At 40.3% G+C, this 26,071-nt stretch carries 19 protein-coding genes; 13 read left to right on the top strand and 6 right to left on the bottom strand.

The features are described from left to right. Window positions 1–19 precede the first annotated feature (19 nt). The 10 genes from VJ786_RS10320 to VJ786_RS10365 all read left to right on the top strand — a co-directional run bounded on the left by VJ786_RS10320 (window position 20) and on the right by VJ786_RS10365 (window position 12,676). Window positions 20–1,603 (top strand): efflux RND transporter periplasmic adaptor subunit, encoded by a 1,584-nt coding sequence (locus tag VJ786_RS10320; protein WP_336557668.1) that lies wholly within the window; start codon window positions 20–22, stop codon window positions 1,601–1,603. A 23-nt stretch (window positions 1,604–1,626) separates the two neighbouring features. Continuing rightward, complete coding sequence (locus VJ786_RS10325) at window positions 1,627–2,100, top strand: heme-binding domain-containing protein (protein ID WP_185213540.1); 474 nt, start codon at window positions 1,627–1,629, stop codon at window positions 2,098–2,100. Window positions 2,101–2,102: 2 nt separating this feature from the next. Further along, window positions 2,103–2,669, top strand: coding sequence for a DUF305 domain-containing protein (locus tag VJ786_RS10330; protein WP_214649527.1), 567 nt, complete (start codon window positions 2,103–2,105; stop codon window positions 2,667–2,669). 68 nt (window positions 2,670–2,737) lie between these two features. Then, window positions 2,738–3,751 (top strand): type II glyceraldehyde-3-phosphate dehydrogenase, encoded by a 1,014-nt coding sequence (locus tag VJ786_RS10335; protein ID WP_091097028.1) that lies wholly within the window; start codon window positions 2,738–2,740, stop codon window positions 3,749–3,751. Window positions 3,752–3,769: 18 nt separating this feature from the next. After that, window positions 3,770–4,825: a class I fructose-bisphosphate aldolase gene (locus tag VJ786_RS10340; RefSeq protein WP_336557669.1), complete on the top strand. Its 1,056-nt coding sequence runs from the start codon at window positions 3,770–3,772 to the stop codon at window positions 4,823–4,825. A gap of 45 nt (window positions 4,826–4,870) precedes the next feature. Then, window positions 4,871–5,725 carry a restriction endonuclease gene (locus VJ786_RS10345; protein WP_091097024.1) on the top strand — a complete coding sequence of 285 codons (855 nt, stop codon included), beginning with the start codon at window positions 4,871–4,873 and terminating at the stop codon, window positions 5,723–5,725. A 36-nt stretch (window positions 5,726–5,761) separates the two neighbouring features. Beyond that, a complete protein-coding gene (locus VJ786_RS10350; RefSeq protein ID WP_336557670.1) occupies window positions 5,762–7,915 on the top strand; it encodes a heavy metal translocating P-type ATPase in 2,154 nt (717 codons plus the stop codon). Window positions 7,916–8,044: 129 nt separating this feature from the next. Next, window positions 8,045–10,447 (top strand): multicopper oxidase domain-containing protein, encoded by a 2,403-nt coding sequence (locus VJ786_RS10355; protein WP_336557671.1) that lies wholly within the window; start codon window positions 8,045–8,047, stop codon window positions 10,445–10,447. Between the two features lie 65 nt (window positions 10,448–10,512). Next, window positions 10,513–11,340 (top strand): RteC domain-containing protein, encoded by an 828-nt coding sequence (locus VJ786_RS10360; protein ID WP_336557672.1) that lies wholly within the window; start codon window positions 10,513–10,515, stop codon window positions 11,338–11,340. Between the two features lie 109 nt (window positions 11,341–11,449). Next, window positions 11,450–12,676 (top strand): IS256 family transposase, encoded by a 1,227-nt coding sequence (locus VJ786_RS10365; RefSeq protein WP_336557673.1) that lies wholly within the window; start codon window positions 11,450–11,452, stop codon window positions 12,674–12,676. Window positions 12,677–12,859: 183 nt separating this feature from the next. Here the strand turns inward: VJ786_RS10365 and VJ786_RS10370 are convergent, their stop codons facing one another. The 4 genes from VJ786_RS10370 to VJ786_RS10385 form a co-directional block, all read right to left on the bottom strand. Then, window positions 12,860–13,195, bottom strand: coding sequence for a four-helix bundle copper-binding protein (locus tag VJ786_RS10370; RefSeq protein ID WP_002993225.1), 336 nt, complete (start codon window positions 13,193–13,195; stop codon window positions 12,860–12,862). A gap of 28 nt (window positions 13,196–13,223) precedes the next feature. Then, entirely contained in the window at window positions 13,224–13,844 is a 621-nt protein-coding gene (locus VJ786_RS10375; RefSeq protein WP_227694333.1) for a DUF305 domain-containing protein, read from the bottom strand. A gap of 284 nt (window positions 13,845–14,128) precedes the next feature. After that, window positions 14,129–19,567 (bottom strand): helicase-like domain-containing protein, encoded by a 5,439-nt coding sequence (locus VJ786_RS10380; RefSeq protein ID WP_336557674.1) that lies wholly within the window; start codon window positions 19,565–19,567, stop codon window positions 14,129–14,131. Next, window positions 19,554–19,991, bottom strand: coding sequence for a DUF1896 domain-containing protein (locus VJ786_RS10385; protein WP_336557675.1), 438 nt, complete (start codon window positions 19,989–19,991; stop codon window positions 19,554–19,556). Before VJ786_RS10385 ends, VJ786_RS10380 begins: the two co-directional genes overlap by 14 nt. Window positions 19,992–20,192: 201 nt before the next feature. Between VJ786_RS10385 and VJ786_RS10390 the strand changes: the two genes are divergently transcribed. Together VJ786_RS10390 and VJ786_RS10395 are read left to right on the top strand one after the other, a co-directional pair. Next, the gene (locus VJ786_RS10390) at window positions 20,193–21,017 is read left to right on the top strand and encodes a HamA C-terminal domain-containing protein (protein WP_336557676.1); all 825 of its coding nucleotides are present in this window, start codon (window positions 20,193–20,195) and stop codon (window positions 21,015–21,017) included. Window positions 21,018–21,113: 96 nt separating this feature from the next. Then, on the top strand, window positions 21,114–23,234 hold the full coding sequence (locus tag VJ786_RS10395) for a DEAD/DEAH box helicase (protein ID WP_091097012.1): 2,121 nt from the start codon (window positions 21,114–21,116) through the stop codon (window positions 23,232–23,234). Window positions 23,235–23,240: 6 nt separating this feature from the next. On the opposite strand, the gene VJ786_RS10400 is transcribed toward VJ786_RS10395, so the two are convergent. Both VJ786_RS10400 and VJ786_RS10405 read right to left on the bottom strand, forming a co-directional pair. Then, window positions 23,241–24,116 carry an ORF6N domain-containing protein gene (locus tag VJ786_RS10400; protein WP_091097010.1) on the bottom strand — a complete coding sequence of 292 codons (876 nt, stop codon included), beginning with the start codon at window positions 24,114–24,116 and terminating at the stop codon, window positions 23,241–23,243. Then, on the bottom strand, window positions 24,113–24,775 hold the full coding sequence (locus tag VJ786_RS10405; protein WP_437129014.1) for a DNA topoisomerase: 663 nt from the start codon (window positions 24,773–24,775) through the stop codon (window positions 24,113–24,115). Before VJ786_RS10405 ends, VJ786_RS10400 begins: the two co-directional genes overlap by 4 nt. A 438-nt stretch (window positions 24,776–25,213) precedes the next feature. Here VJ786_RS10405 and VJ786_RS10410 point away from each other — a divergent pair. Beyond that, window positions 25,214–26,071 (top strand): transposase (locus tag VJ786_RS10410; protein ID WP_336557677.1); only part of this gene is annotated, 858 nt, incomplete at its 3' end.

Raw genomic sequence — 26,071 nt, forward strand, 5'->3', positions numbered from 1 at the left:
TATTTTAAAATTATTAGCAATGAATAAACTGAAAAATATTTTTAGAAATAAGGCGGTAACTTACGGGGTTATATTATTGTCCGGACTACTGCTTGGCTGGGCGATATTTGGCGGAAATTCGTCCCATGATCACAGCCATGACCTTGAAATGGAAGTGACCGAGGACGGGGAAACAGTATGGACTTGCTCCATGCACCCCCAGATCAGAATGGATAAACCGGGGAAATGCCCGATATGTGCAATGGATCTAATTCCCTTGAAATCATCCGGGGGAGGTGATGATATAATTGACGATGACGCCATCCAGATGTCAGAAGAAGCCATAGCATTGGCGAATATCCAGACTTCGGTTGTCGGCCACCAAGACGCTGTTAAAGAAGTCCAACTGTATGGGACTATCCAGGTGGACGAACGTTTACAACAATCCCAAACATCGCATGTCAATGGACGTATTGAAAATCTTTACGTAACCTTTACCGGCGAGTCGGTAAGAGAAGGCCAGCTGATAGCCAAAATCTATTCGCCCGATTTATTGACGGCGCAGCAAGAATTGCTCGAAGCTGCAAAATTGCAGGATATGCAGCCCCTCCTATTGGAAGCCGCAAAAGAGAAACTGAGTTTATGGAAGGTGTCAGAGGACCAGATAAGCAAAATATTGGCCTCCAATGAAGTTTCACCCTACGTCAATATATATGCGAATACAAGTGGTGTTGTCATCGCAAAAAATGTAAACCCGGGCGATTATATCGGTCAAGGGAGTGTCCTGTACACCATTTCAAACCTTTCCAAGTTATGGGCAGTTTTTGATGCGTATGAAACAGATTTGCCATTTCTAAAGGTGGGAGATCAGCTGGAATATACATTACGGAGTTTGCCCGGAAAAGTCTATAAAGGGCGGATTGCCTTTATTAACCCGATCCTTGATGCTAATTCAAGAACGGCAAAAATCCGGGTCGAAGCCGATAACCGCGATCGCAATCTCAAACCTGAAATGTATGCAACAGCACAAATCACTGCTCCTTTAAAGGGATACAACGATGAGTTGGTCATTCCCAAGTCGGCTGTTTTATGGACAGGGAAGCGCTCCATAGTTTACGTAAAACAGCCAAATACATCCACGGCTGCTTTTAAACTTCGGGAGATCGTATTGGGTCCCACATTGGGCGACCAATATGTTGTTATGTCGGGGCTGGAAAATGGCGAGGAAATCGTGACCAAGGGAGCTTTCACCGTTGATGCAAGTGCCCAGCTTGAAGGTAAAATCAGCATGATGAATAACGATGGTGCAACATCGGCTGCCGGACATCAGCATGGCGATGCTCAAACCAATGTCAATAAGACCCACGATATGTTGAACGTATCCGGAAATTGTGAAATGTGTAAAAGCCGGATCGAGAAAGCGGCGAAAAGTGTCAAGGGGGTGATTTCCGCAAACTGGGATGTAGATGCCAAAGTTATCCATTTGGATTTCGATTCAAGCGTAACCTCAAAAAGTGCCATAAGCAAAGCTATTGCTAATGTCGGGCACGATACAGAGCTGGACAAGGCTCCCCAGGCAGTTTATGACGACTTACCGAGTTGTTGTCTCTATGACCGGAAATAATGGTACTTGATTAATATTAGATCATGAAAAAAAACGGAAAACGAACGAAAGCATACAAAGTAATTTTAACAGTTCTGTTAAGTGTGTCTGTTTTAATGCAATTTATAACCCCCAAAAGGAACCTATCGCCGGTTCCTGCGGGTCAGGTTTTCGTTGATTCATTTAAGGTCGATGCAAAAGTTAATGCAATCCTGTCGGTATCATGCTATGACTGCCATAGCAACAATACCCAATACCCTTGGTACACCAATGTTCAGCCTTTGGGTTGGTTCATGGCAGATCATATAACCGAAGGAAAAGAGAAATTGAACTTTGATGATTTGCCAAATTATAGCCCGAGAAGGATAAACTCAAAGTTCGCGCAGATTGTTGAGCAGATCGAGAAAGGTAAAATGCCGTTGAGGTCATATATGTGGATGCACAATGGTGCACGATTAAACAAAGAGGAGCAACAACTGTTGATTAATTACTTTGATAAGCAATTAAATATAAAATAGTTATGAAAACGCCATCACACCAGCCGGAGAATCATGAGAGCATGAACAACGGATCAACAACTCCAAAAATAGAACATAAGAATTCACATCATTCAGGGAGCTATAAAAAACTTTTATGGATGATGCTTATTTCTTTTGTACTCATGTTTTTCCTTATGTACGCGATGATAGATCAGTTGACAAACATGGTTTTTAATATCAATCAATTTTACATGGCAGGACTAATGGCTTCTCCGATGCTTATTGTGGAGTTGGTTTTGATGGCTAAGATGTATCCTGACAAGAAGCTTAATTCAATTCTAATTTTAGTAGGATTCGGCACCGCATTAGCATTCTTTGTCAGTATAAGAAAACAAACCGCTGTGGGGGATATACAGTTTCTTAAATCAATGATCCCACATCATGCTGGAGCTATTTTAATGGTCGAAGAAAGCAAACTGGAAGATCCGGAAGTAAAAAAACTGGCAGAAGAAATAATTTCTGCTCAAAATCGAGAGATTGAATTCATGAAAGCTAAAATTAAACAGCTGGAAAACAACGAATATCAAAAAGATGGAGCTTTGAAATAAAGCAATCGATATCCATTATAATCAAAAATTTTCAGCAATTTAAAATACTAACTCAAAAGAGAAGAGAAATGAAGAAAATAGCAGTAATAGGATATGGAGTCATCGGCAAAAGGATAGCCGATGCTATAGTAAAACAAAATGATATGACCTTAGTAGGGGTATGCGATGTCGTTAGTGATTGGCGAATTCAAAATGCTGTAAACAAAGGCTATGCTATTTATGCATCGACACCAGAAGCCGAAAAAGAAATGAACGCCTGCGGAATTTCAGTAAAAGGTAGAATTGCTGAACTTCTCACCAAAGTAGATTTGGTGGTAGATTGCACCCCTAAAAAGGTGGCAGCCAAAAATGTGCAGGCCTATAAGGAAAGAGGAATAAAGTTTATCGTTCAGGGTGGTGAAAAGCATGAAGTAACCCGACATTCTTTCAGTGCCGAAAATAATTACCAATCGGCATTAAATTTAGATGCTACGAGGGTGGTTTCCTGTAATACCACCTCGATCTTAAGAACACTCACCGCCTTAAAGAAAGCGGGTTTACTTGATTATGCCAGAGGAACACTCTTAAGACGAGCCACCGATCCTTGGGAAAGTCATTTGGGCGGTATCATGAACACTATGGTACCCGAAAGAGAAATTCCTAGTCATCAGGGACCGGATGCACAAAGTGTAGATCCTGACCTGAATGTTATTACCTCAGCTATAAAGGTTCCGCAAACCCTTAGCCATCTGCACTACTGGAACATAAAAATGACCAAAGCAGCTTGCAAAGAAGAGGTTTTGGAAGCTTTTAGAACATCATCTCGAATTAGACTAATTCAATACGATCAGGGATTGGTTTCAAACAACACGATAAAAGAGATGTTCCTGGATATGGGAAGACCTTGGGGCGATATGTATGAGGTCGCCCTCTGGGAAGATATGCTGAAGGTGCAGGGTGATGAACTTTTTTATGCCTATGTGGTAGATAATCAGGCTATCGTAATTCCTGAAACCATTGATGCGATAAGAGCACTGACAGGGATTGAACCCAGTGCTGAACAGTCGATTATCAGGACAAACAAAAGCCTTGGAATTAATTAAAGAACAGGTATTATGGACATGTATAAAAATATTGTTGGTCATTTAGGCGACAACGCCTCTTATTATTTAGATCATATTAGTAAAAAGATTACGAAGGATAAATTGCATTTACCTGATAATAGTTCCATTGATAAGGTATTTGTGAATAGTAACCGTAACTTACAGGTATTACGAAGTCTCTCTCAACTTTATAACCACGGAAATCTTGGCGGAACTGGATACCTGAGTATCCTTCCTGTTGATCAAGGTATTGAACATAGCGCAGCTTTTTCGTTTCATAAAAACCCCGATTATTTTGATCCTGAAAATATCATCAGGCTCGCCGTTGAATCAGGATGCAATGCCGTAGCATCAACCTTCGGTGGACTTGGTCTTTACGCCAGAAAGTACGCACATAAAATCCCTTTTATTGTCAAGATCAATCATAACGAGCTCTTGACCTATCCGAACACTTATAATCAGACCTTGTTTGGAACGGTTAAGGAAGCGTGGGATATGGGTGTCGTGGCGATTGGCGCTACAATTTATTTTGGCTCTCATGAAAGTGATCGGCAAATAAAGGAAATAGCAGAAACCTTTGCGGAAGCACATGGTTTAGGAATGGCAACTATCCTTTGGTGTTATACCCGCAACGAAGCATTCGAAACCGATGAAAATGATTATCACAGTTCAGCGGATCTGACCGGGCAGGCCAACCATTTAGGGGTAACAATACAAGCAGATATCATAAAACAAAAATTACCGGACGCTAATTATGGTTTTAAGAACCTGCAATTTGGCAAATATAACGATGAGATGTACGATATTCTTACAACGGATCACCCTATTGATCTTTGCAGATTTCAGGTTGCCAACTGTTATATGGGAAAAATTGGACTCGTCAATTCCGGGGGTGGTTCAAAAGGAGCATCAGATATCGTTGACGCTGTCACGACAGCAGTAATTAACAAACGTGCAGGAGGTTCCGGATTGATATTGGGAAGAAAAGCTTTTCAAAGACCTTTTAGTCAGGGGGTCGAACTATTACAAACTGTCCAGCAAGTATATTTGGAAGATAAGATTACGGTTGCATAAGTTTTGACCCAAATGCTCATCTTCATCCAGAAAACCTAAACAGGAATGATGAAAACAGTAAAAATAAAAAAATACTCAGGGGAATTGCAGGATTTCGATATGAACAAGCTTATTAATTCTCTTCGGCGATCGCAAGCAGATGAGAATCTCGTCCAGCATGTGGCTCGTAATATCGTGGATCAAGTTGAAGAAGGGATGACCACCAAAAAGATCTATCAGATGGCTTTTAATATGCTGAAAAGCAGATCCCGGATAAGTGCTTCAAAATATAATCTGAAGAAGTCCCTGATGGAATTAGGTTCAACGGGCTTTCCTTTTGAAAAATTGGTAGGTAAACTGATGGAATTCGAAGGTTTTAATACTCAGGTTGGTGTTATTGTTCAGGGGGACTGTGTTTCACACGAAATAGATGTGATCGCAGAAAAGGAGAACAACCATTATATGATTGAATGTAAATATCACAATAGTCAAGGACGATTCTGTAATGTAAAGACCCCGCTATATGTTCAATCGAGGTTCGTGGACGTAAAGCAACGATGGAAGAGTCAAGTTGGACATGACACTAAACTCCACCGGGGAGGGCTTTATACCAATACCCGTTTCACCACCGATGCAATTCAGTATGGAACCTGCGTTGATTTAATGCTTGTTAGCTGGGATTATCCCCCGCAAAATTCATTGAAGGCGAGAATTGATAAAGCTGGTCTGTATCCTCTAACAGCATTGGCTACTCTCACTAAAACTGAAAAAAGACAGCTGTTGGACAAAGGAATCGTACTTTGCAAAGAAGTATACGAAAATCCAATCTTGTTAGAGCAATTGGGGATAAATGAGTCAAGGCAGAGGAAAATCTTAGATGATTCCCTAAAATTATGTAGCGCCATTAACACTTTAATATAATGTACAACTGTTATTTTAAACTCTAAATCATATAATATGAAAAGATACACATGTCCCATGCACCCGCAGGTGATGAAGGACGAACCAGGGAAATGTCCGCTTTGCGGAATGGATTTAGTTCCGATGGGAGGAGCAAAAAAAGAAGCTCACAGCCATCACGGACACCACCAACATCACGACCACAAAGAACATTCGCATCATAGTGAAAACCATAATCATCATTCCGATAGTGGCTACGACAAACACGAAGGACATCACACCCACGATTTCCTCAAACGTTTTTGGGTAAGTTTAATCATTACCGTTCCCGTTTTACTCTTATCGGAAATGATACAGCATTGGTTCGGTTTTACGATTGCTTTTCCGGGAGATAAATATGTACTGCTGACATTGGGAACTATCATTTACATCTATGGCGGAATGCCTTTCCTGAAAGGAATGGTAGGCGAAATCAAAGCCAAAGCCATCGGTATGATGACCTTGGTAGCCGTCGCTATTTCGGTTGCTTACATCTATTCAGTTGCCGTTGTTTTTGGATTGCCCGGTATGGATTTCTTTTGGGAATTGGCAACCCTTATCGTGATTATGCTTTTGGGGCATTGGTTAGAAATGCGTTCTACAATGGCGGCTTCAAAAGCCTTACAGTCTTTGGTCGCTCTATTACCAAACGATGTTACGGTGGAACGACACGGAGAAGCTTTGAAAATAAAACTCGAAGACCTAAAAAACGGTGAAACCATTATCATCAAACCCGGTGAAAAAATTCCTGCCGATGGAACCATTGTCGATGGAGTTTCTTATGTGAACGAAAGTATGCTCACAGGCGAAAGTGTTCCGGTGAAGAAAGAAAAGGACGGAAAAGTAATTGCAGGTTCTATCAATGGTGAAGGTGCTTTGCGGGTTACGGCAACCGGAGTGGGCAAAGACAGTTACCTCAATAAGGTAATCAATTTAGTTCAGGATGCACAAGCAGCAAAATCGAATACGCAAAACCTTGCCGATAAAGTAGCCAAATGGCTCACTTATATCGCTATTGCGGTTGGGGTTATCACCTTTATTTATTGGTTTGGCAGTAGCGGAGATATTGCGTTTGCATTGGAAAGAATGGTTACGGTAATGGTTACGGCTTGTCCCCACGCCTTGGGTGTGGCTATTCCGCTGGTGGTTGCCATTTCTACAACGCTTTCGGCAACCAATGGTTTACTTATTCGCAACCGCACCGCATTTGAGACCACACGCAACTTATCCACCATTATTTTTGACAAAACAGGAACGCTTACCAAAGGTTCTCACGCAGTGGAAAAAGTTATCCCATTAACCGATAAATATGCTGCCGATGAAATGATACAATATGCAGCAGCCGTTCAGCAATATTCCGAACACCACATTGCAAAAGGTATTTTAAAAACGTTGAAAGAAAGAAACCTTGAACTATGGAAGTCGGAAAACTTCAGCTATATGGCAGGTATAGGTGTAAAAGCAGTTGTAAACGGAAAAGAAGTTGTAGCGGCAGGACCTAATTATTTCAAGCAGAACAACCTTACAGAACCCGAAACTCCAAAAGAAATCAATCAAAGCATTGAAACAGTCAATTATGTTTTTATTGACGGTGAAGTCATCGGTATTATCACGTTGGCAGACAGTATTCGTGAGGGTTCGCAAGAAGCCATTGACCAGTTAAAAAAGATGAACATCAAATCCATTTTGCTTACAGGCGACAATGAGAAAATTGCAAAAGCGGTTTCTGAACAATTAGGAATGGACGGTTATATCGCCAATGTATTGCCTCACGAAAAACAGGAAAAAGTAAAGGAATATCAAGCCAAAGGTGAAGTGGTTGCGATGACCGGCGATGGCGTGAATGATGCACCTGCATTAGCACAGGCAGATGTAGGTATAGCAGTAGGTTCGGGTACGGATGTAGCAGCCGAAACAGCCGATATTATTCTGGTAAACAGCGACCCAAGAGATGTAGTAAAAATGATTGACTTCGGTAAACGGACATATAAAAAGATGGTGCAAAATCTGCTTTGGGCAGTTGGCTACAATGTGATAGCCATTCCGCTTGCAGCAGGTGTGCTTTATCCGGATTTCGTTCTAAGTCCTGCAATGGGTGCGGTTTTGATGAGTGTAAGTACAATTGTGGTTGCGATTAATGCAAGCCTCTTAAAATTAAAACCGCTAAAATGATGGAGGTAATCAATCTCTTGTCGAATATAACAAAAACAATATGTTATGAGATATAATTTAATAATGCTACTTATGCTTATTACGATAAGCAGTAGCGCGCAGTCAGCACATTCAACCCATAAGCATAAAATGGATAATCCACAAGTAAATGTAAATGAGGAGGAAAAGGAACAACAAAAGGTATACACCTGTCCAATGCATCCAGAAATACTCTCCGATAAACCGGGAAACTGTCCCAAATGCGGGATGAAACTTGTCCCTAAAAAAATGGAGGGTAACGAAAGCCACGGAGAGATGAATATGAACAAGCAAGCTCATGAAAATGTTCCAATGCTTCCATCGAAGATAATTGGTGGCGGGAAGGTTGTAAAATACCACTTATATGTAAAAGACACCATTGTTACCTATGGCGGAAAATCCAAAAGAGCTATTGCAGTTAATGGACAGATACCGATGCCCACATTGACGTTTACTGAAGGGGACACGGCAGAGATTATGGTGCACAACCTGATGGACGAAGCCACATCCCTGCATTGGCATGGTGTAATGCTGCCCAACAAAGAAGATGGTGTTCCTTGGTTGACCCAAAAGCCCATTGAGCCAAATTCTACCTATACGTATCACTTTCCGATAATCCAACATGGTACGCATTGGTACCATTCGCATTCCGGCATGCAGGAACAGATAGGTATGTATGGTTCTTTCATAATGAATAAACGTGAGGATGATCCCACATTCAGGAAAGGTATTGATGATCTACCTACAGTTCCTTTGATTTTAAGTGAGTGGACCAATTTAAATCCAGATAACGTCCACCGGATGCTTCATAATGCCAATGACTGGTTTGCAATTAAGAAAGGGACAACCCAAAGTTATCTGGAAGCTATAAAAGAAGGACATTTTAAAACGAAAGTTACAAACGAGTGGAAACGTATGCTTGCGATGGATGTCAGTGATGTTTATTATGATAAATTTTTGATCAACGGCGCAGATGGGCAGCAACTCTCACAATTTAAGGCGGGAGACAAAGTTCGGTTGAGGATCGCTAATGGTGGTGCTTCATCCTATTTTTGGATCAATTACGCAGGTGGAAAGATTACCGTCGTTGCCAGTGACGGGAATGATGTCGAACCGGTTGAAGTGGATAGGCTAATCGTGGGTGTTTCGGAAACTTACGATATTATAGTTACCATTCCTGAGCTAAATAATTCCTATGAGCTATTGGTTACCCCTGAAGATCGCACCGAATCTGCATCGATTTATATCGGAGAAGGAACGAAAGTACCACATCCCCCACTTCCGAAACTTAAATACTTTGAGGGCATGAAGATGATGAATGACATGATGAAAATGAACGGGGACATGAAGGACATGGGGATGAAAATGAGTCTCCAAAAGATGGACATGAATTCGGTAATGTATCCCGAGATCACAGGTGATAAAAATGGTAATAAAGCGATGGATAAAATGGAAATGGACTCCTCAATGGATCACTCAGCTCATGATATGTCAAGTTCTGACATCGTTACATTAAATTACGACATGCTTAAATCACCATACAATACCGAACTGTTAAAAGATCAACCGGTAAAAGAAGTGACCTTTACGCTCACAGGGAACATGAATAGGTATGTCTGGAGCATGGACAACAAGGTTCTTTCCGAAGTGGATAAGATTCCTGTCAAGAAAGGAGAAATTCTCAGGATTAAACTGTTCAACAATTCCATGATGCGGCATCCAATGCATCTCCACGGATTTGATTTCCGTGTCCTAAATAGTAATGGAATACAGTCCCCGCTAAAGAATGTCATTGACATCATGCCTATGGAGACGAATATCATTGAATTTGCCGCCAATACCGAGGGTGACTGGTTCTTCCATTGTCATATTATGTATCATATGATGGCAGGTATGAACCGGGTTTTTGCAGTAGGTGATTATCAAAACCCAAATCTGCCTAACAAAGAAAAAGCATATAAAAAACTGCAAAAAGAGAGCAATGGATGGCATTTTATGGCTGAGAACGACTTTGCTACAAATGGTAACGACGGGCAGGCAATGCTTCAAAATACACGCTGGAAACTTAGTACCGAATGGAGATTAGGTTATAATAATCGCCATGGATATGAAACTGAAACGCACTTCGGTCGATATATCGGAAAAATGCAGTGGTTTATGCCTTTCGTAGGCTTCGATTGGAGATATCGGGAATTTGGCAGCCATGAGATCGAAAAGAATATGTTCGGACAGAAAAACACGAAAAATAAAAGAGCCAAACTAAGTGCAGGTTTCGTTTACACTTTACCTATGCTGGTCGATTTTCAAGCTGAGGTATATTCAGACGGTATTGTCCGCCTCCAATTAGCAAGGGAGGATATCCCTTTGACTGCAAGATTGAGAGGGGCATTTATGGTAAATACAGACAAAGAGTATATGGGTGGTCTAAAATACATTTTGACCAGAAACATTGCCGCTACTACCCATTATGACAGCGATATGGGCTGGGGGTTCGGATTGAATTTGTCCTATTAAGTTTGACTTTCTATGAGGTCGGATTTAGAATCCGACCTCTTTTGATGAATTAAAAATGTTACTTAATGAGCAATTATTACGAGGAAATAATAAAGAAACTAGAAGATGAAATAAAAGAGGTGTCTCTTGAACTGGATGGTTCCATAGCTTTGTATGAAGTTATTATCGAGTTGATATTATCGAGACTTTCCGAAATAAAGGAATATACACTAAAAAATGGCTTTGAAAGTATAAATGAAGAGATCCACTTTTTCAAATATCAAAAACCAGTCATTGTTGCAAAACTCATTTACTATAACGCTATCTATAAAATAGAGACAAAAAAACCTAATGATATAAAAGCTATTAGGAAATACATTAATGGTGAGCTAAGGAAACTCAAACGGTATTTTGAGAGTAACCTTGAATTCTATAAATATTACCGAACAGGCAGTTCATTTGTAGATGAAAAGTTATTTGTTCGGGGCAAACACGATATAAAGTTAAGTTTGGACACGGTTTATTTTGAAACCGACCACCGGTTTTCTACATCCCACGATTATAAGGCGGCAAAAATAATTGCCAATGACCTGATTCAAGTTTATCTCGAAGACCAACTTCACAACATAATCTATAAAGATAAATCAATAGACCTACCAACATTAAGTTGGACGGGAAGCAAAGCGGCTTTAACGGAATTGATTTACGGACTGCATTCTCAAGCCGTCTTCAATAATGGGAATACAGATATTATAACCATAGTCAGATTTTTTGAAAACAGTTTTAATGTTGATTTGGGCGATTTTTACCATACATTTTTGGAACTCAAAGCAAGAAAGCTGAACCGAACGAAATTCCTTGACAGCTTACGTGATGCTTTGATTAAAAAAATGGAAGAACAGGACGAAATATAAAATCAAAAGACGATTTTGTCGATCATTATTCGGCGAAGGAGCCAGTGAGACTGTAAAATAGACTGTGTCAAGGATAATAAACAGAAGTATTATTTTTGACATAGTAATTATGAGTATTAAAGAAAGCGATTTTGATTTTGAGTCCATGAAGGATAAAGCCCTGGAGCAGTTACGCAGCGGTGAATCACTTTATGGTAAGAACGGAGCTTTTGCTCCTTTAATGAAGAAGTTTTTAGAAGCAGCGTTAGAAGCTGAGATGGAGAGCCATATGGACGAAGCCCAGCGTTCCATTGGCAATCGGCGTAACGGCAAGTCCAGCAAGCAGATTCGCATCTCCGATGGCACGATCGAGATCGACCCCCCCCGTGATCGTCGATCTAACTTCGAACCCCAACTCGTCAAGAAACGTGAGACGATTTTAGCCGAGAGTCTGGAAAAGAAGATTTTAGGCATGTATGGCCTTGGTATGAGCTTGCGGGATATTTCGAACCACATCAAGGAGATGTACGATACGGACATCAGCCACAGCACACTTTCTTCTATTACCGATAAGATCATTCCCGAGGTCAAGGAATGGCAATCAAGAAGTCTGGATGCTCTTTATACGATCGTCTGGATGGATGCCATGCACTACAAGGTAAAAGAAGACCATCGCTTTGTTTCGCGTGCTGTATACAATATCCTTGGCATTGACCGAAACGGACATAAGCATTTGTTAGGGATGTATGTTTCGGAAAATGAGGGTGCTAACTTTTGGCTGAGCGTACTGACGGATTTACAGAACCGGGGCGTGGAGGATATCTTAATTGCCTGCATCGATAATCTAAAAGGATTTTCAGAAGCGATACAGAGTGTTTTTCCCGACACCGAAGTACAGACCTGTGTAGTACACCAGATCCGTAACAGCTTAAAGTATGTGGCCAGTAAGGACCAAAAGGAGTTTATGAACGATCTAAAGCCTGTCTACAGGGCAGACACATTGGATCTTGCCGGGCTCCGGATGGACGAACTTCAGGATAAATGGGGTGAAAAGTATCCGGTGGTCATCGACTCCTGGCGGCGTAACTGGGATCGTCTGACTACTTATTTCCGATACGATAAATCCATCCGAAAGTTGATCTACACGACCAATACGATTGAGGGATTCCATCGCCAGGTCCGTAAGGTCACCAAAACTAAAGGTGCCTTCACTTCAGATATGGCGTTATTGAAACTGATATATTTAGCACATAAAAACATTAAGAAGAAATGGACGATGCCTCTGGCCAATTGGGGAACAACGGCACAGAAATTGGCTATTTGGTTTCCGGGAAGAATGGTGTTAGATTTGCAATAAGCAAAGTGGCTGAATTACCGCCCCGCGGGGCGGTAATTCAGCCAGTGACACAGTTTGTTTTACACTCCCGAGCCAGTCCATTTTCCTCTTTCCCTAACTATCGTTTACAAATGGAAACGGTCCTGAAATTCTTTACCCAGTTTGAATTCATTGGAGGTTTTTAGACTTCTACCAATAATGAGATTATACCGCCGTTGCCATTTGCTCACAAGCTTCTGCGCATTTGTAGCAAGCATCCGCACACTCTTTGCAATGTTGCATATCATGCTTAGCACATTCATCTCCACACGCTCTACAAATCTCCGCACATAGCTTGCAAAGGTGACGGCTATATTGGCTTCCCAAACTCATGAGTTCGGCTGCGGCTCTACATATGGCTGCACATTCCAGATCAAGCTGGATACATCGAGCCATCATTTTTACATTGTCCTCTTGCAAGCAAGAAGCTGCACAATGGTTACAAGCTACAGCACAGGCGTAGCATTCGTCAATACATTTTTGAAATTGTTGATGTGACATAAATTTATTGTTTAAAATGAGAAATTATTTATCTATTCTTATTAGCTAATAACCAGGTTTGAATCTCCGAGATTTCCTGATCCTGTTTTTCAATAATATTTTTTGCCATTGTCTGCATAGCACTTTCGTGTCCGTAAATAAGTTCCAATCTTGCGTTTTCAATTGCATTTTGATGATGCTGAATCATCAACATGGCAAAATCGTGATCCGTGTCTCCATTAATGATTTGGAGATCTGTCACTCTGCCTGAGCGTTCCATATTTTTCATCTGCTCTGTAACAAATTCGGGAACATTTAGATGCGGTACGTGACCATTGAGAAATGTGGTTAATTCTTGAATCTCAGCCTTCTGGTCTTTAATTATTTTCTGGGCCATCTCCCTCATTTGCGCATCATCGCCGGATTGCAGTTCCTTATTTGCCATGTCGATCGCTCCCTGATGATGGATTCGCATCATCAGAGCAAAAGCATTATCAGGGTCGGGGGGCATTTGCATGGCCATCATCTCATCCATCATGTTGTGCATGATAGTCATCATTTCATTGTCATCGTGATTCTGGATTTTGATTTTGTGGATATCGTCCTTATCGCACGCTTGGATAAATAACAGTATTCCTGCCATTGCCATTATTTTTATCGCTAATTTCATAGATGTATATTATTATTATCAATTTCCTTTTCTCTTTTAATAATGAAATGTTAAAGACTTTTTTTGATAGAACATATAGACAGAACAACATACAATTCAATTTGTTTAATTTTTTGGATTCAAAACGAGCTACAGATAAGATATGTGGGTGTAAGATTATTTCTGTAATGTAGTGGTTTATGCTACTATTTATTCATCAATTTTGAAATGAATCACAGTCCAGAAATAAATTGAACGAACCTGAGATGTTGTGATTAGGAAAATGTATGAATGGGTAATTGTTTTTACAATACTCCCCGTGACATATAAATACTTTTTGTCGGTACTACGCTTTCCATAGCCTTTGGATTTTCTTGCTGCTTTTCGACTTGTTCTGTAGACTTTTCTATTGGTTCCGGAGTGATAGATAACTGTATTTTCCGCTCAATTGCCGCCAACTCCGTTTTGAGTTCGCTAAGTCGGTTTTCTTTTGTCCACGTACCATTGATTACTTCCTTAAGTATTGGAATGTTTTTTTGGAAATCTGCCATATTCTCCTGTTCTTTTCTGATATAGGTAGGCAGCTTTTCCAATGCTTTAATAAAATTTAGTGAAGCTGTTTCGGGATCTTTTGCCATTACACCATTGTTGAATGTATATTTGATAGTACCCTCACCTTGAATAAAAAAACGGTTTACACGAATATCCACCCCCTCTTTTTGCGACATTTCCGTTTTTACCAAAAGTTGAAAGCCGTACAGATTACCGATTTCTTCATAATCCCCGCCCGTTCGGGATTTGTCGGCAAGCTGATTGAGCTTTGCACCGATTTGTTTTATATCCGCATTGGGCGATAAACCGTCTAATTTAATAAGGTTGGTAACGGAACCGTCAGTGTTTTTTTGGATACATCCCTGCAAATTATTCCAATCAAGGCTCATACGGTCATAGCGGGATTGGGCTTTTTCAAGTTCTGCCTCATAATCTTTCAGTTTGTACTTGGCACTTGATTTTGAACGGTTGAACGATTGCCTTTCACTTTCCAATCCGGCAATCTGTTTCTCTATTTTAGCTTTGTCCAAAAGGTCGGCATTGCCCATAAGGATAGCTACATATTCCGAGAAATTCATACCCGACTTTTCATCCATACTACCTTCGTCAATCGTCCGTTTACCAAGATTGTTGGATTTTAATTGGTCAATAAACAGCTGTTTGTTGTGCAGCAGGTTGAACTTATAACTATCCAGCGATTTTTCAACGGCATAGATGATTACATCCACTTTGTTGTCGTTAAAATGCTTGGCAATCTCATTGCCTTTGCGGATAGCCCTACCGTCCCTTTGCGCAAGGTCGGACGGTCGCCACGGCGTATCTAAATGATGTACGGCAACGGCTCTTTTCTGTGCGTTAACACCTGTACCCAGCATACTCGTAGAACCGAAAAGGACACGGATTTTGCCCTCGTTCATTCCTTTGATTAGCTCTTTTCGTTGCTTGTCATTCTTCGCTTCCTGTATAAAGCGGATTTCGTGTGCAGGTATGTCGTGGTCTTCCACGAGCTTACGTTTGATTTCGGAGTAGATATTCCACTGATTTGGCTTGTATGTTCCCAAATCCGAGAAGATGAACTGCGTGCCTTTCTGTGCATTGAATTTATTGTAATATTTAGCAATATTATCTGCACAATGGGAAGCTTTGTTATCGGCGTGGTCTTGGTAATGGGGGCTTACCATTCGCATATCCAAAGACATCTTTCGAGCGTAGTCCGTAGCGATAAGCATTTTTGCTTTTTCTTCTTTTTTAGATAGCGGTTCTCTGCCAAGTAATTCCCCTTTGCCTGATTTGGCAAACTCCATCAGCTTTTCAATAAACTTCTCCTGGTCTGGAGTTGGAGGTATGTTGTAAAATATCTTGTTCTTTTCGGGACGGTCTATTCCAATCATTTCGGCGGTACGGTAATCCGTGATTTCGGAGTAGAATTGAGCGAGTTCCGGCACTTTGATAAAGTAGCGGAAACGCTCTTTTGCCACGATATTATTGGCGACCGAAAACTCATAATCGGTTGTTTTCTTTGCGTAGATTGCCGCCCTCGCATCAAAGGAATTAATTCCTTGTTTTTCCAATGCTCGAGGTCGCAGGTATTTGAACAACAGGTACAGTTCCGTCAATGAATTGCTAATGGTGGTACCCGAAAGAAAAGTTGCACCCATATCCGCATTGGTTCGTTCTTGAATGGTGTGGATAGCAAAAAGCAGGTTCATTGCCTTTTGGCTTCCCTGTTGATTGCCCAATCCCGCAACTCTCGAATGCCGTGTGTTGAACATCAGATTTTTGAATTGGTGGCTTTCGTCCACAAACAAGTGGTCAATACCCATCATCTTGAAATCCACTATGTCATCTTTGCGGTTTTCAATATCGTGCGCGAGGGTTTTAAGCTTTACTTCGAGGTTTTCTTTTTGTTTTTCCGCTCCGGCAAGCATCCCCCTGGTTATTTCATTGCCTTGGCTCCGTAGGAAGTCAAGGTTTTGTTCTACACTGTCCAGTTCGATTTGGAGAATTTCCTTTTGTATTTCGGGCGATTGGGGTATCATTCCGAATTGATCATGTGTGAGTATTACGCAATCCCAATCGTTGTTTTTAATATCACCGAAAATCCGTAACCGCTTTTGGGGGGTAAAATCATCAATGCCCGGATAAAGTATTTTGGCGTGAGGATAGGCGGTGCGGTAGGCTTCGGCAATTTCAGGTATATTCGCTTTCAGCCCGATAATCATCGGTTTGTGGACCAGTCCCAAACGCTTCATTTCCTGTGCCCCTGTACACATTATCAACGTCTTTCCTGCACCTACTTCGTGGTCGCAGATAGCACCGTTGTTCAGCTTTATCATCCAAACGGCATCCTTTTGGCTTGAATACAGTTCTTCAATACCCAATGCTTTTCGGTCCAATCCCGGAAACTCCTGATGGGAGCCGTCGTAGTTCGGTCGGACAAAACAGTTGAACGTGTCGTTGTATTGGTCAGTCAGCCTTGTCTTGAACTCATCGCTTTGGGCGTGGAGCCAATCGGTAAAGGAGGTTCGAATTTCGTCAATCTTGCTATTCGCCATCTGTATGGCTTCCATATCCCGTACCTTGACATCCTTTCCGTCAACCTGTACCGTTTTGGAAACATCAGGCGTGGTATTGACAAGGGCGTGTTTGAGCAGGGCAATCCCGTCATACGTCCGGCTTTGGCCTTTGACCGCATATTTATCCCATATATGGACGTTTTTCTGTTTGCAGGTAACGGAAAAATCATCGGCACTGTCCGAATAGTGGATTTTTACATCTGCATCGAACAGGTGCGATGCAAACCGGGCATAAATACCTGCGGGTATCCAGCGTTCACCCAGATTAAAATCGAGTTCCTCAAATTCGATACGTCTTGGTCGGGCTTCTTCCAAAACGGCAAGGCTTTCTTTGGCTTCTGTATCAGCGGAATTGTTTTCGATGTAGGTTCTGACCTCTTGGGCTTTCTCCACCACGTTGCCCGCAATCCAGCGTTCGGCTATTTCGTATTCCCTTTGGAGTGGATTGTAATAAATACGACCTCGGAGGGCTTCTTTCAGGGTATCGGCAGGCATACCACTGGTTTTGGACATATAGTCCAAATCCACGCTACCGTATTGGTTCAGCGAAGCCGCTAACGCTTCATCGGGATTGTCCGTTGCTATGGTTACGGTAGAAAAACTTACAGGACGACTGAATATATCTGCCTTGTGTACGACGCCACCGACAACACGCTCCAAATAGGGCATTTCTTTGCCTACACTGTCTGTTTTGATGAGCTTGATATTGTCCGCACTGTTGAGGTTTCCGTACTTTTTGACAAAGGCATCATATAAGCGGTTAAGGGTTTCCCTTTCTTCCTTATGCTCGGTTTGTAGTTCCGCTTCTTTGATGTAAAGCTGTTGGTAAACATCACGTACCCCGATATACGCTTCGGCTCGTGCTTTCTGTAAGGAAGGCAGTTGTAAAGGGTGGAACACAGCCTTACCGTCCTGCGTATCCACATCTTGCAGATGACCGACCCAACCGTTATCCACGATAAGGCAGTCGTTTCGGTGGAACGGTTGCAGTTCGCCACTGTACGGAGCAGGCTCTGGAATGGTGTTGATGGCAATATTGGTAACGATTTGCTTATCCACGTGGCCATTCCGACCCAAACCCGAAAACAGATCGCCGACAGCTTCCTGTTTTTTGCCGTTTATTTGAGTTGTGCCGTTTGTAGTTCCGTTAGGTTTTGGCGGTATATAAGGCTGTTGCATCGCACCGCCGAACAGGTCGGTTTGAAGACCTATTGTACCTCGTCTTTTTTTAGCGGTTTGTCTTTTGGCTTGCGTAGTTCTTTTGGGTGGAGCAACCACCATTACAGGCTCGTTCGCATTTTCAAACAGGTCAAAAATGCTCAGCTGCTTCGGTTCCTGTAGGCTTTCCAGACGGATTTCGGGTTGTGGCTTTTGGGGAATGCTTACAGGGGTTACATCTACGACCGGAGGTGTAACCGTTGGTGTTGGCGTAACAGGAATTTGTACCAATGGCTCATCGTTCCGTTCGCCTATGTATAAGCTCAAGTCCAAACGGTTTCCAAAATCTTCGGAAAGCATTTGCTTCAAATCTTTGGCAATGCCCTCAGCTCCGTCCTTATGTGTATAAATGATTGCAGGTTGTCCGTAGGGGTCGGTATCAATTTTACAGTCGGTATGTATGACCCTCGTACCATTCTGAAAGAAAGCATTGCTTGGCGTACCGTATTTGGTCTGTTTACTTTGGCAAAACAGTTCTTCCGTTTCGGTCAGATTTTGTTTTGCCGTATTCTTTTGTAGGATGATCAAATCGCTTCCGACCTCCGTACCTGCATATTCCGTAAACAGGTTGTTGGGCAACCGGACAACCGAAACCAGATTATTGTTTTCCATCAACACCCTGCGTATCGGTTCATTCTTCGGACTGTTTAAAACGCCTTGCGAAGTAATGAAAGCCTGTAAACCGCCCTCACGGAGCATATCGTTTCCTTTCAAGAAGAAATAATTATGAATGCTTCGTGCTGCCTGTACTTTTGCACTGTCCTTGCTTCGGGAAAAGGATAAATCGAATACGGAAGTATCGCCAAACGGAATATTGCTGGCAACTACATCATAGCTGTTTTGTTCCTTTTCGGGAATTTCCTCAAAACCGCTTACACGGATAGTGCTTTCGGGATAAAGGTGTTTTAGGATTTTGCCTGTCAGCAAGTCCTTTTCGTAGGCGGTAACTTTGGTTTGTTGGTTTTCCGAAAAGGATTGGATAAAAGACCCAATCCCTGCGGACGGCTCTAAAAATTTCTGAATATTTACACCGCTTTCACGCAAAGTTTCAGAAATCGCATCAATAACCTGTGGTGGTGTATAAAAAGCCGTCAGTACGGAGCTTTTCATACTGTCCACGTATCGGCGGTATTGCTTATCGTCTTCGGAGTTTTCTTTGAGCAGTCGGTGGAGTTCCTGCGTAATGGGGAATAAATCGTGTTCGGTTTTTCGCCAATGGTTGATGTCTGTTTCGTTTTCTACGGGGTTCAGAACGAATTTAAGACCGCCAAATCCGCTGTAACGCATCAATGACAGTCTTTCGCCTACGGTGGCTTGTCGTTTCTCCTTTTCCAATGTAAAAGCAATCCGCAGGGCATCAATATTCTGTTGGAGGTGTTGGCGTTTACTGAAGCCCATTTTCCTCTATCCTTATTGCGATTGCTCCGGTTAGTTCGGTGTAGAGCAGGTCAAACTCATAACCATATGCGAAATCATCGGTTAGTGTATATCTTGAAAAAACAGGCTCACAGACAGGGAGCATTTTAAGGGCGAACGGTCGTAGTTCCTCGTCTGCCATCAGGGTATCAAACTCATTGCATACTACTTGGAAAACTGTATCAAACTTGGAGAAATGCAAGCCCTCAAAAAGTATGTAGTTGGCTATCTCGTTGCATTGCTCAATCGGGTTTCCCGAACGGAATGCACCCTCGTAAGCATTGGCAGCCCACGAAGAACGCTGGTCGATAAATTTTTGGTCGTGAGCTTTTTCAGGAAAGCTACCGTTAAGGTGTTCCTGCAATCGTAATCTGAAATACGATAGATCTTTTTGCTGTGTACTCATACTATGATTTTGTTTAGAATTTTACTGAAAGCCTAAAATTATAGCGGTAGATAAGTTCCTTTGAAGATGTGGCACGGTTTGGCGTTGAGAGGCAGGATTTGGCGTATTAAATTAATAGTAAAGGATTTATTGTTTACTTTTGTAACCATAATTTACCTATAGAAATGGGTAATAATTATTCCTAACCTATAGGCAGATAAGATGAATTTTGAAATATTAATAAACAACCCTTTTACAGACTTTTGTTTCGACAAGAGTTTAACTCCTGTAGAGAACAAGAGTGTGATTAGTATGATAAATAACTTTGAGGATAAAGAATGGAGATACAATCATTTTCAGAATTTTATATGGGATAATATAGCCGAAACTTCTTTATCTCATAAAGAGAGAGAAAGTCTGGTTAATAATCACCATTCTTTATTGACTTATGCTGCAAAAAACTTGAGACTTTCCGATAAATCAGGCGATATTAGTAAAGGAAGTGAGATTGCAGAAATTATTCTTTATGCTATAATGAAACATCATTTCAAGGCATTGCCAGTCGTTCCTAAAATATTTTATAAACAGAATGCCCAAGACAACGCTAAAGGTGCTGACAGTGTGCATATAATTATTGAAAATGGTAATGATTTTTCTATATGGTTTGGTGAAGCTAAATTTTATAATAGCATAGAAGATGCCAGACTCGCTGAAATAATCACATCTGTAGAAAACTCACTATTAACGGATAAATTAAAAAAGGAAAATAGTATTATCACAAATGTATCTGATATTGATTCATTAATTGGTGACGAAAAATTAAGAAATGAAATAAAAACCTCTCTTTCTCCAAGAGAATCTATCGACCTTATAAAGCCAAAGTTACATATTCCAATATTGCTTTTACACGAATGTGAAATAACACAAAAGCAAACATCTCTTTCTGATGACTATAAAATTGAAATGATAAATTATCACAAAAACAGGGCTGAAGCATTTTTTTCTAAACAAATAAATAAGCTGGGGGCTATACCACATTATTCTTAAATTAAATTTCATTTAGTTCTTTTTCCTGTACCGTTAAAAAAGACAATTGTAGATAGATTTATTTCTATTGCAGACTTTTATAAAAACTCTTGACCTATGGAAATATTTGAATCTTGCCACATAATAAACGACCTCTTGAACTCAAATCAAGAAGTTCAGGCAAGGAATGAATTAATTAAACTTCTTGATTATCACGAAAGAAACAATGTTGAATATTCTCCATTGGTAAATCACTTGATTCGTCATACGGGATTATATCCATATTTAAAAGCAGAAACGGCTAATTGGGAAGACAGATTTGTTTATGAAATCTTTAAAGTTGATACAGGAGGAAAACAGTCAACGCTACACAGAGAGCAATCTTCATTATTAAAAAGATTAGTTAATGGAGAGAATATTGCGGTAAGTGCACCTACCAGTTTTGGGAAAAGTTTTGTAATTGATGCTTTTATTTCCATTAAAGACCCTGATAATGTAGTGATTATTGTACCAACTATAGCACTGACAGATGAAACCCGTAGGCGTTTATACAAGAAATTTGCCCATAAATACAAGATAATTACAACGACTGAGGTAGAATTGGCGGAAAGAAACATTTTTATATTTCCTCAAGAAAGAGCAATGAATTATATCAATAAGATTGACAGTATTGATATTTTAATAATAGATGAATTTTATAAGGCAAGTTCCGATTACGACAAATCAAGGTCTCCTTCGTTGTTAAAAGCAATCATCAAACTTGGACATAAATCAAAGCAAAAGTATTTTCTTGCTCCGAATATTACTTCAATAGGAGACAATGTATTTACGCAAGATATGGAGTTCGAAGATAAATTAGGATTCAACACGGTTTATCTGGATATATTTGAAAAGTACAAAGAAATTGCAGGGGACAAAATTGAAAAAGAACTCCAAAAAGGAGAAATTCTACTAAACATTCTCGAAGAAACAAAAACAAAATCTCTGATATATGCAGCTTCATATCCTCAAATTGATAAAGTTTCAAATCTTTTAAATGAACGGCTTCCTATTTCTGAAAAACCATTATTAATTGATTTTGCTAATTGGCTTACCACTAACTATGGAGCAAACTGGAAATTAACCAATCTTGTAAAAAGAGGTGTTGGAATTCATAACGGACAGCTACATCGTTCAATTAGTCAAATACAAGTCAAGTTATTTGAAGAACAAGATGGGCTAAATAATATTATTTCAACCTCTTCAATAATTGAGGGAGTTAATACATCTGCTGAAAATGTTGTTATTTGGAGAAATCGTAAAAGTGGAAGCAATAGTATTTTAGATAGTTTTACCTATAAAAATATTATCGGCAGAAGTGGAAGAATGTTTAAATATTTTATAGGGAAAATATATTTGCTCGAAGCTCCTCCTCAAGATAATGCAACTCAACTCGATATTCCATTTCCAGATACTATTTTAGGTGATTTGGATGAAGATATTTATAGTTCAAGTTTAAATAATGAACAGATTTCAAAAATAATAACATTCAAAGGTGAAATGTATGAAATTTTAGGAAAGGAAACTTATGATAGACTATTGAAAGAAAATATTTTCCAATCAAATAACTCTGATTTCATAAAAGAAACAGCAAGACAAATGAAAGCAAATCCTGAAGATTGGAATGGACTTTCATACCTAAACTCGGATGACCCTGAATCTTGGGATAGACTACTATGGAAAATCATCAGCTTACAACCAGGTGAATGGGGTGACGGAGCTTATGGTCTTCAACATAAAAAATTTGTAGAGTTCGTAAAGGTATTAGTCGAAAATTGGGGAAGTACAATTCCTGAATTGTTGGACGAATTAGATGAATTTGATATAGATATTGAACAATTTTTTAAACTTGAAAGAATAGCTGCGTTCAACTTATCATCACTAATTAGTGATATTAATATCTTGCAAAGAGAGATTCTTGATAATGGAACTGACGTTTCCCCCTTTGTATCCAAAGTATCTCACGCCTTTTTACCATCTGTTGTTTATCAACTTGAAGAATATGGACTTCCAAGAATGATTTCAAGAAAACTTTATCAGAATCAAATAATTAACTTTATGGATGACCATCTGAATATACATAATGTAATTGATAAATTTCACGAAATTGGAAAGGAAAATATCAAATCTTTTGATTTTATAGATTCTTTTGAAAAATATATTATTGAATATTTTTATGATGGTATTACAGTAGGATAATTAACCTTATTTATTCAAGAGTTGAAGCATTCTGCCGACTTCTATATCCATTTTCGAAAAAGCAAACCACTTTTTACCCAAATCTTTGAGCGATGCTCCGATATGGTACAGTTCTGTTTGGTCGATGATTAAAAAGCGGTCGTGCACATCGGAGAACGTCTTAATCTCAATCGGGGGATATTGGCTGTTGTAACGTTGCAAGTCCAACCGTAGCTGATTGCTGATGCTTTTGGTGTAAATAGTTGCGGTTACATTGTCATTGCGTTTGCCCAATAAGGTCAATACCGTATCGTCCACGTAATTATCAAGCAGGATGATGGAACTTTCTGCACTTCGGACAATATCGGAAACAAATGTATAGGCATCAAAAACCTGTCCGTTGTAGAAAATACCTTTTTCGCTGTGGAGCTTGTCGCTTTCCAAAGCCTTAAAGATTTCCTCAAATTTTTGGTCGGCTTGTAATTGTTTCAGTTCTATATTGTCCAGACGATGAAACAGCGAAGCGTTGCTGATAAGCATTTTCCGCATTTCTACAAACGCATTCATTATCTCAATGCTTACCTGTACAGCTACTTCACTCCGCAACAATGCGGACATCATTGCCACTCCTTGCTCACAAAATGCAAAGGGTAGCGTACGACGACCGCCCCGTCCAACGTTTGAAGTACCAAATTGGCACTTCAAAGATTTTGCTTCGTGTTCGGTAAGTTGAAAGCAAAAAGTTTCGGGAAAGCGGTTGTTGTTTCGCTTTACAACCCTGTTTAACCCTTTTGTTTCTACCTGATAGAGCATTGCTAAATCATTGTCGAGAATGACCTGTTTACCCCTAATGGTGTGGATAAGCGGAGCAATTTCTTTTTGGGATATGATAATATCGGTCATTTTTTTTTAGCTTTTTTATTATCAAACTCAAAGGTTGTTTTGCATTCATCATCCAATACGATATAAGCATCGAATTTCTTTCCGGCTTTGCTTTTCATTCCTTTGATAAGTGAAGTTTTACCATTATTGACAAGGCTTGTTATGTCGGCTATGCCAATCTGCACACCGCAAACATTTCTAAACTGTATCCATTTACAGCTTTCGTCAGGACATTTGGCAATCTTATCACGGATAATAAGTTGCTGATTTTTGCATTTCGGACAGGTAAGTTTCGGCAGGTTTATACTGGCGATGGAAGTTTGTAGCAGTTCTTCGGTAATGGATTTCGCATAGGTTTCCATTTCGCTTAGAAATACGCTTGCATCTACTTCGTTGATTTCGATTTTCTGTAAAGCCAGTTCCCATTCGGCAGTCATCATTACGTCCGAAATTTTTTTGTCTTTCACTAATCTATATACCAGTAATCCTTTTTCGGTCGGGATCAAGGATTTCCTTTCCCGTTGGATATAGCTACGGGTAAACAGCGTTTCAATTATTGCCGCCCGTGTCGCTGGGGTACCTATACCGATGTTTTGCAGGACTTTCCGTTCTTCCTCGCTTTCGATTTCTTTGCCTGCGTTTTCCATTGCCGACAATAGTCCGGCTTCTGTATAAAGCACAGGCCCCTTTAGTAAACGCAAATTTAACGGATATAAAGAGACTTTAAGTCTGATTGCTTTATTATATAACTTTGAACCTTGTTAATCTTTTTATTTGAAAAAATGAGCCAGAAAAATCGCTTTAGTGATTTTGAGGTTTAAATCAAAAATCACCAAATTGTATTGCTCAATCAAATTAAATGATTAAATTTGCAACATCGAATCACAAATTATATGTGAGTTAAACGGTGAGTAGTTCTTTTTAAAGAAAGTCAACATATTGACATATAGATATTTGAGTGTGCGCAGATTCGTCCTGCCACCCCGACAAAAATAAAGCTCTAACGAAAGTAGGGCACTGAAAAAGTCCTCTTTTAGATTGGGCAAAAAAAGGAGTAGAAAACAACAGTTTTCTGCTCCTTTTTTCGTATCTTAAAGTAGGCTTTAACGGACATCAGGATGCTCTCTACCCAACAAAAAATACAGTTCAGTTCCTATTCAGGATTGTACGATATCATTGTCCCAAAAGACAATCTACTTCGCAAAATCAACGATCTTATCGATTTCAGTTTTATACATGACGAACTTTTGGAGAAGTATTGCCGGACCAATGGACGCAACGCTGAAAGTCCAATCAAGATGTTCAAATACCTTCTGTTAAAGACTATCTATACCGTTTCAGATGTCGATGTCGTTGATCGCTCCAGATATGATATGTCCTTTAAATATTTTCTTGAAATGGCTCCTGAGGAGGATGTGATCAATCCAAGTTCGCTCACTAAATTCCGTAAACTACGATTAAAGGACATGGATCTATTGAACCTGTTAATCAACAAGACCGTAACGATCGCTCTCGAAAAGGGTATTATAAAATCAAGGTCCATCATCGTAGACGCGACCCATACCCATTCCAGATCTAACCCCTATTCAGCATTGGAAGTCCTCAAGGAGCGTTCCAAGCTGTTAAGGAAAGCGATATATCAGATAGATGAGGACTACAAAGGGCGTCTGCCACAAAAGAACGAGTCCAACGACCTGGACCAAGAACTTACCTACTGCAGGGAATTACAGAGAGTGCTGGATCAGGATCAATCCATCAGTGAAATACCGGCTGTAAAGGAAAAGCTGAACCTGTTGAAGGAAACCATCGAGGACACAAAGGAATACTATCTGCTCTCTAAGGACGATGAAGCCAGGCTTGGATATAAATCTGTAGACAGCAGTTTCTTTGGTTATAAAACACATTTGGCGATGACCGAGGAACGCATCATCACAGCAGCGGTCGTTACTACGGGCGAAAAAGGTGATGGTCCGGAA

The sequence above is a fragment of the Sphingobacterium tenebrionis genome (assembly GCF_037126265.1).
In the GTDB taxonomy this organism is placed as follows: Bacteria; Bacteroidota; Bacteroidia; order Sphingobacteriales; family Sphingobacteriaceae; genus Sphingobacterium; species Sphingobacterium tenebrionis.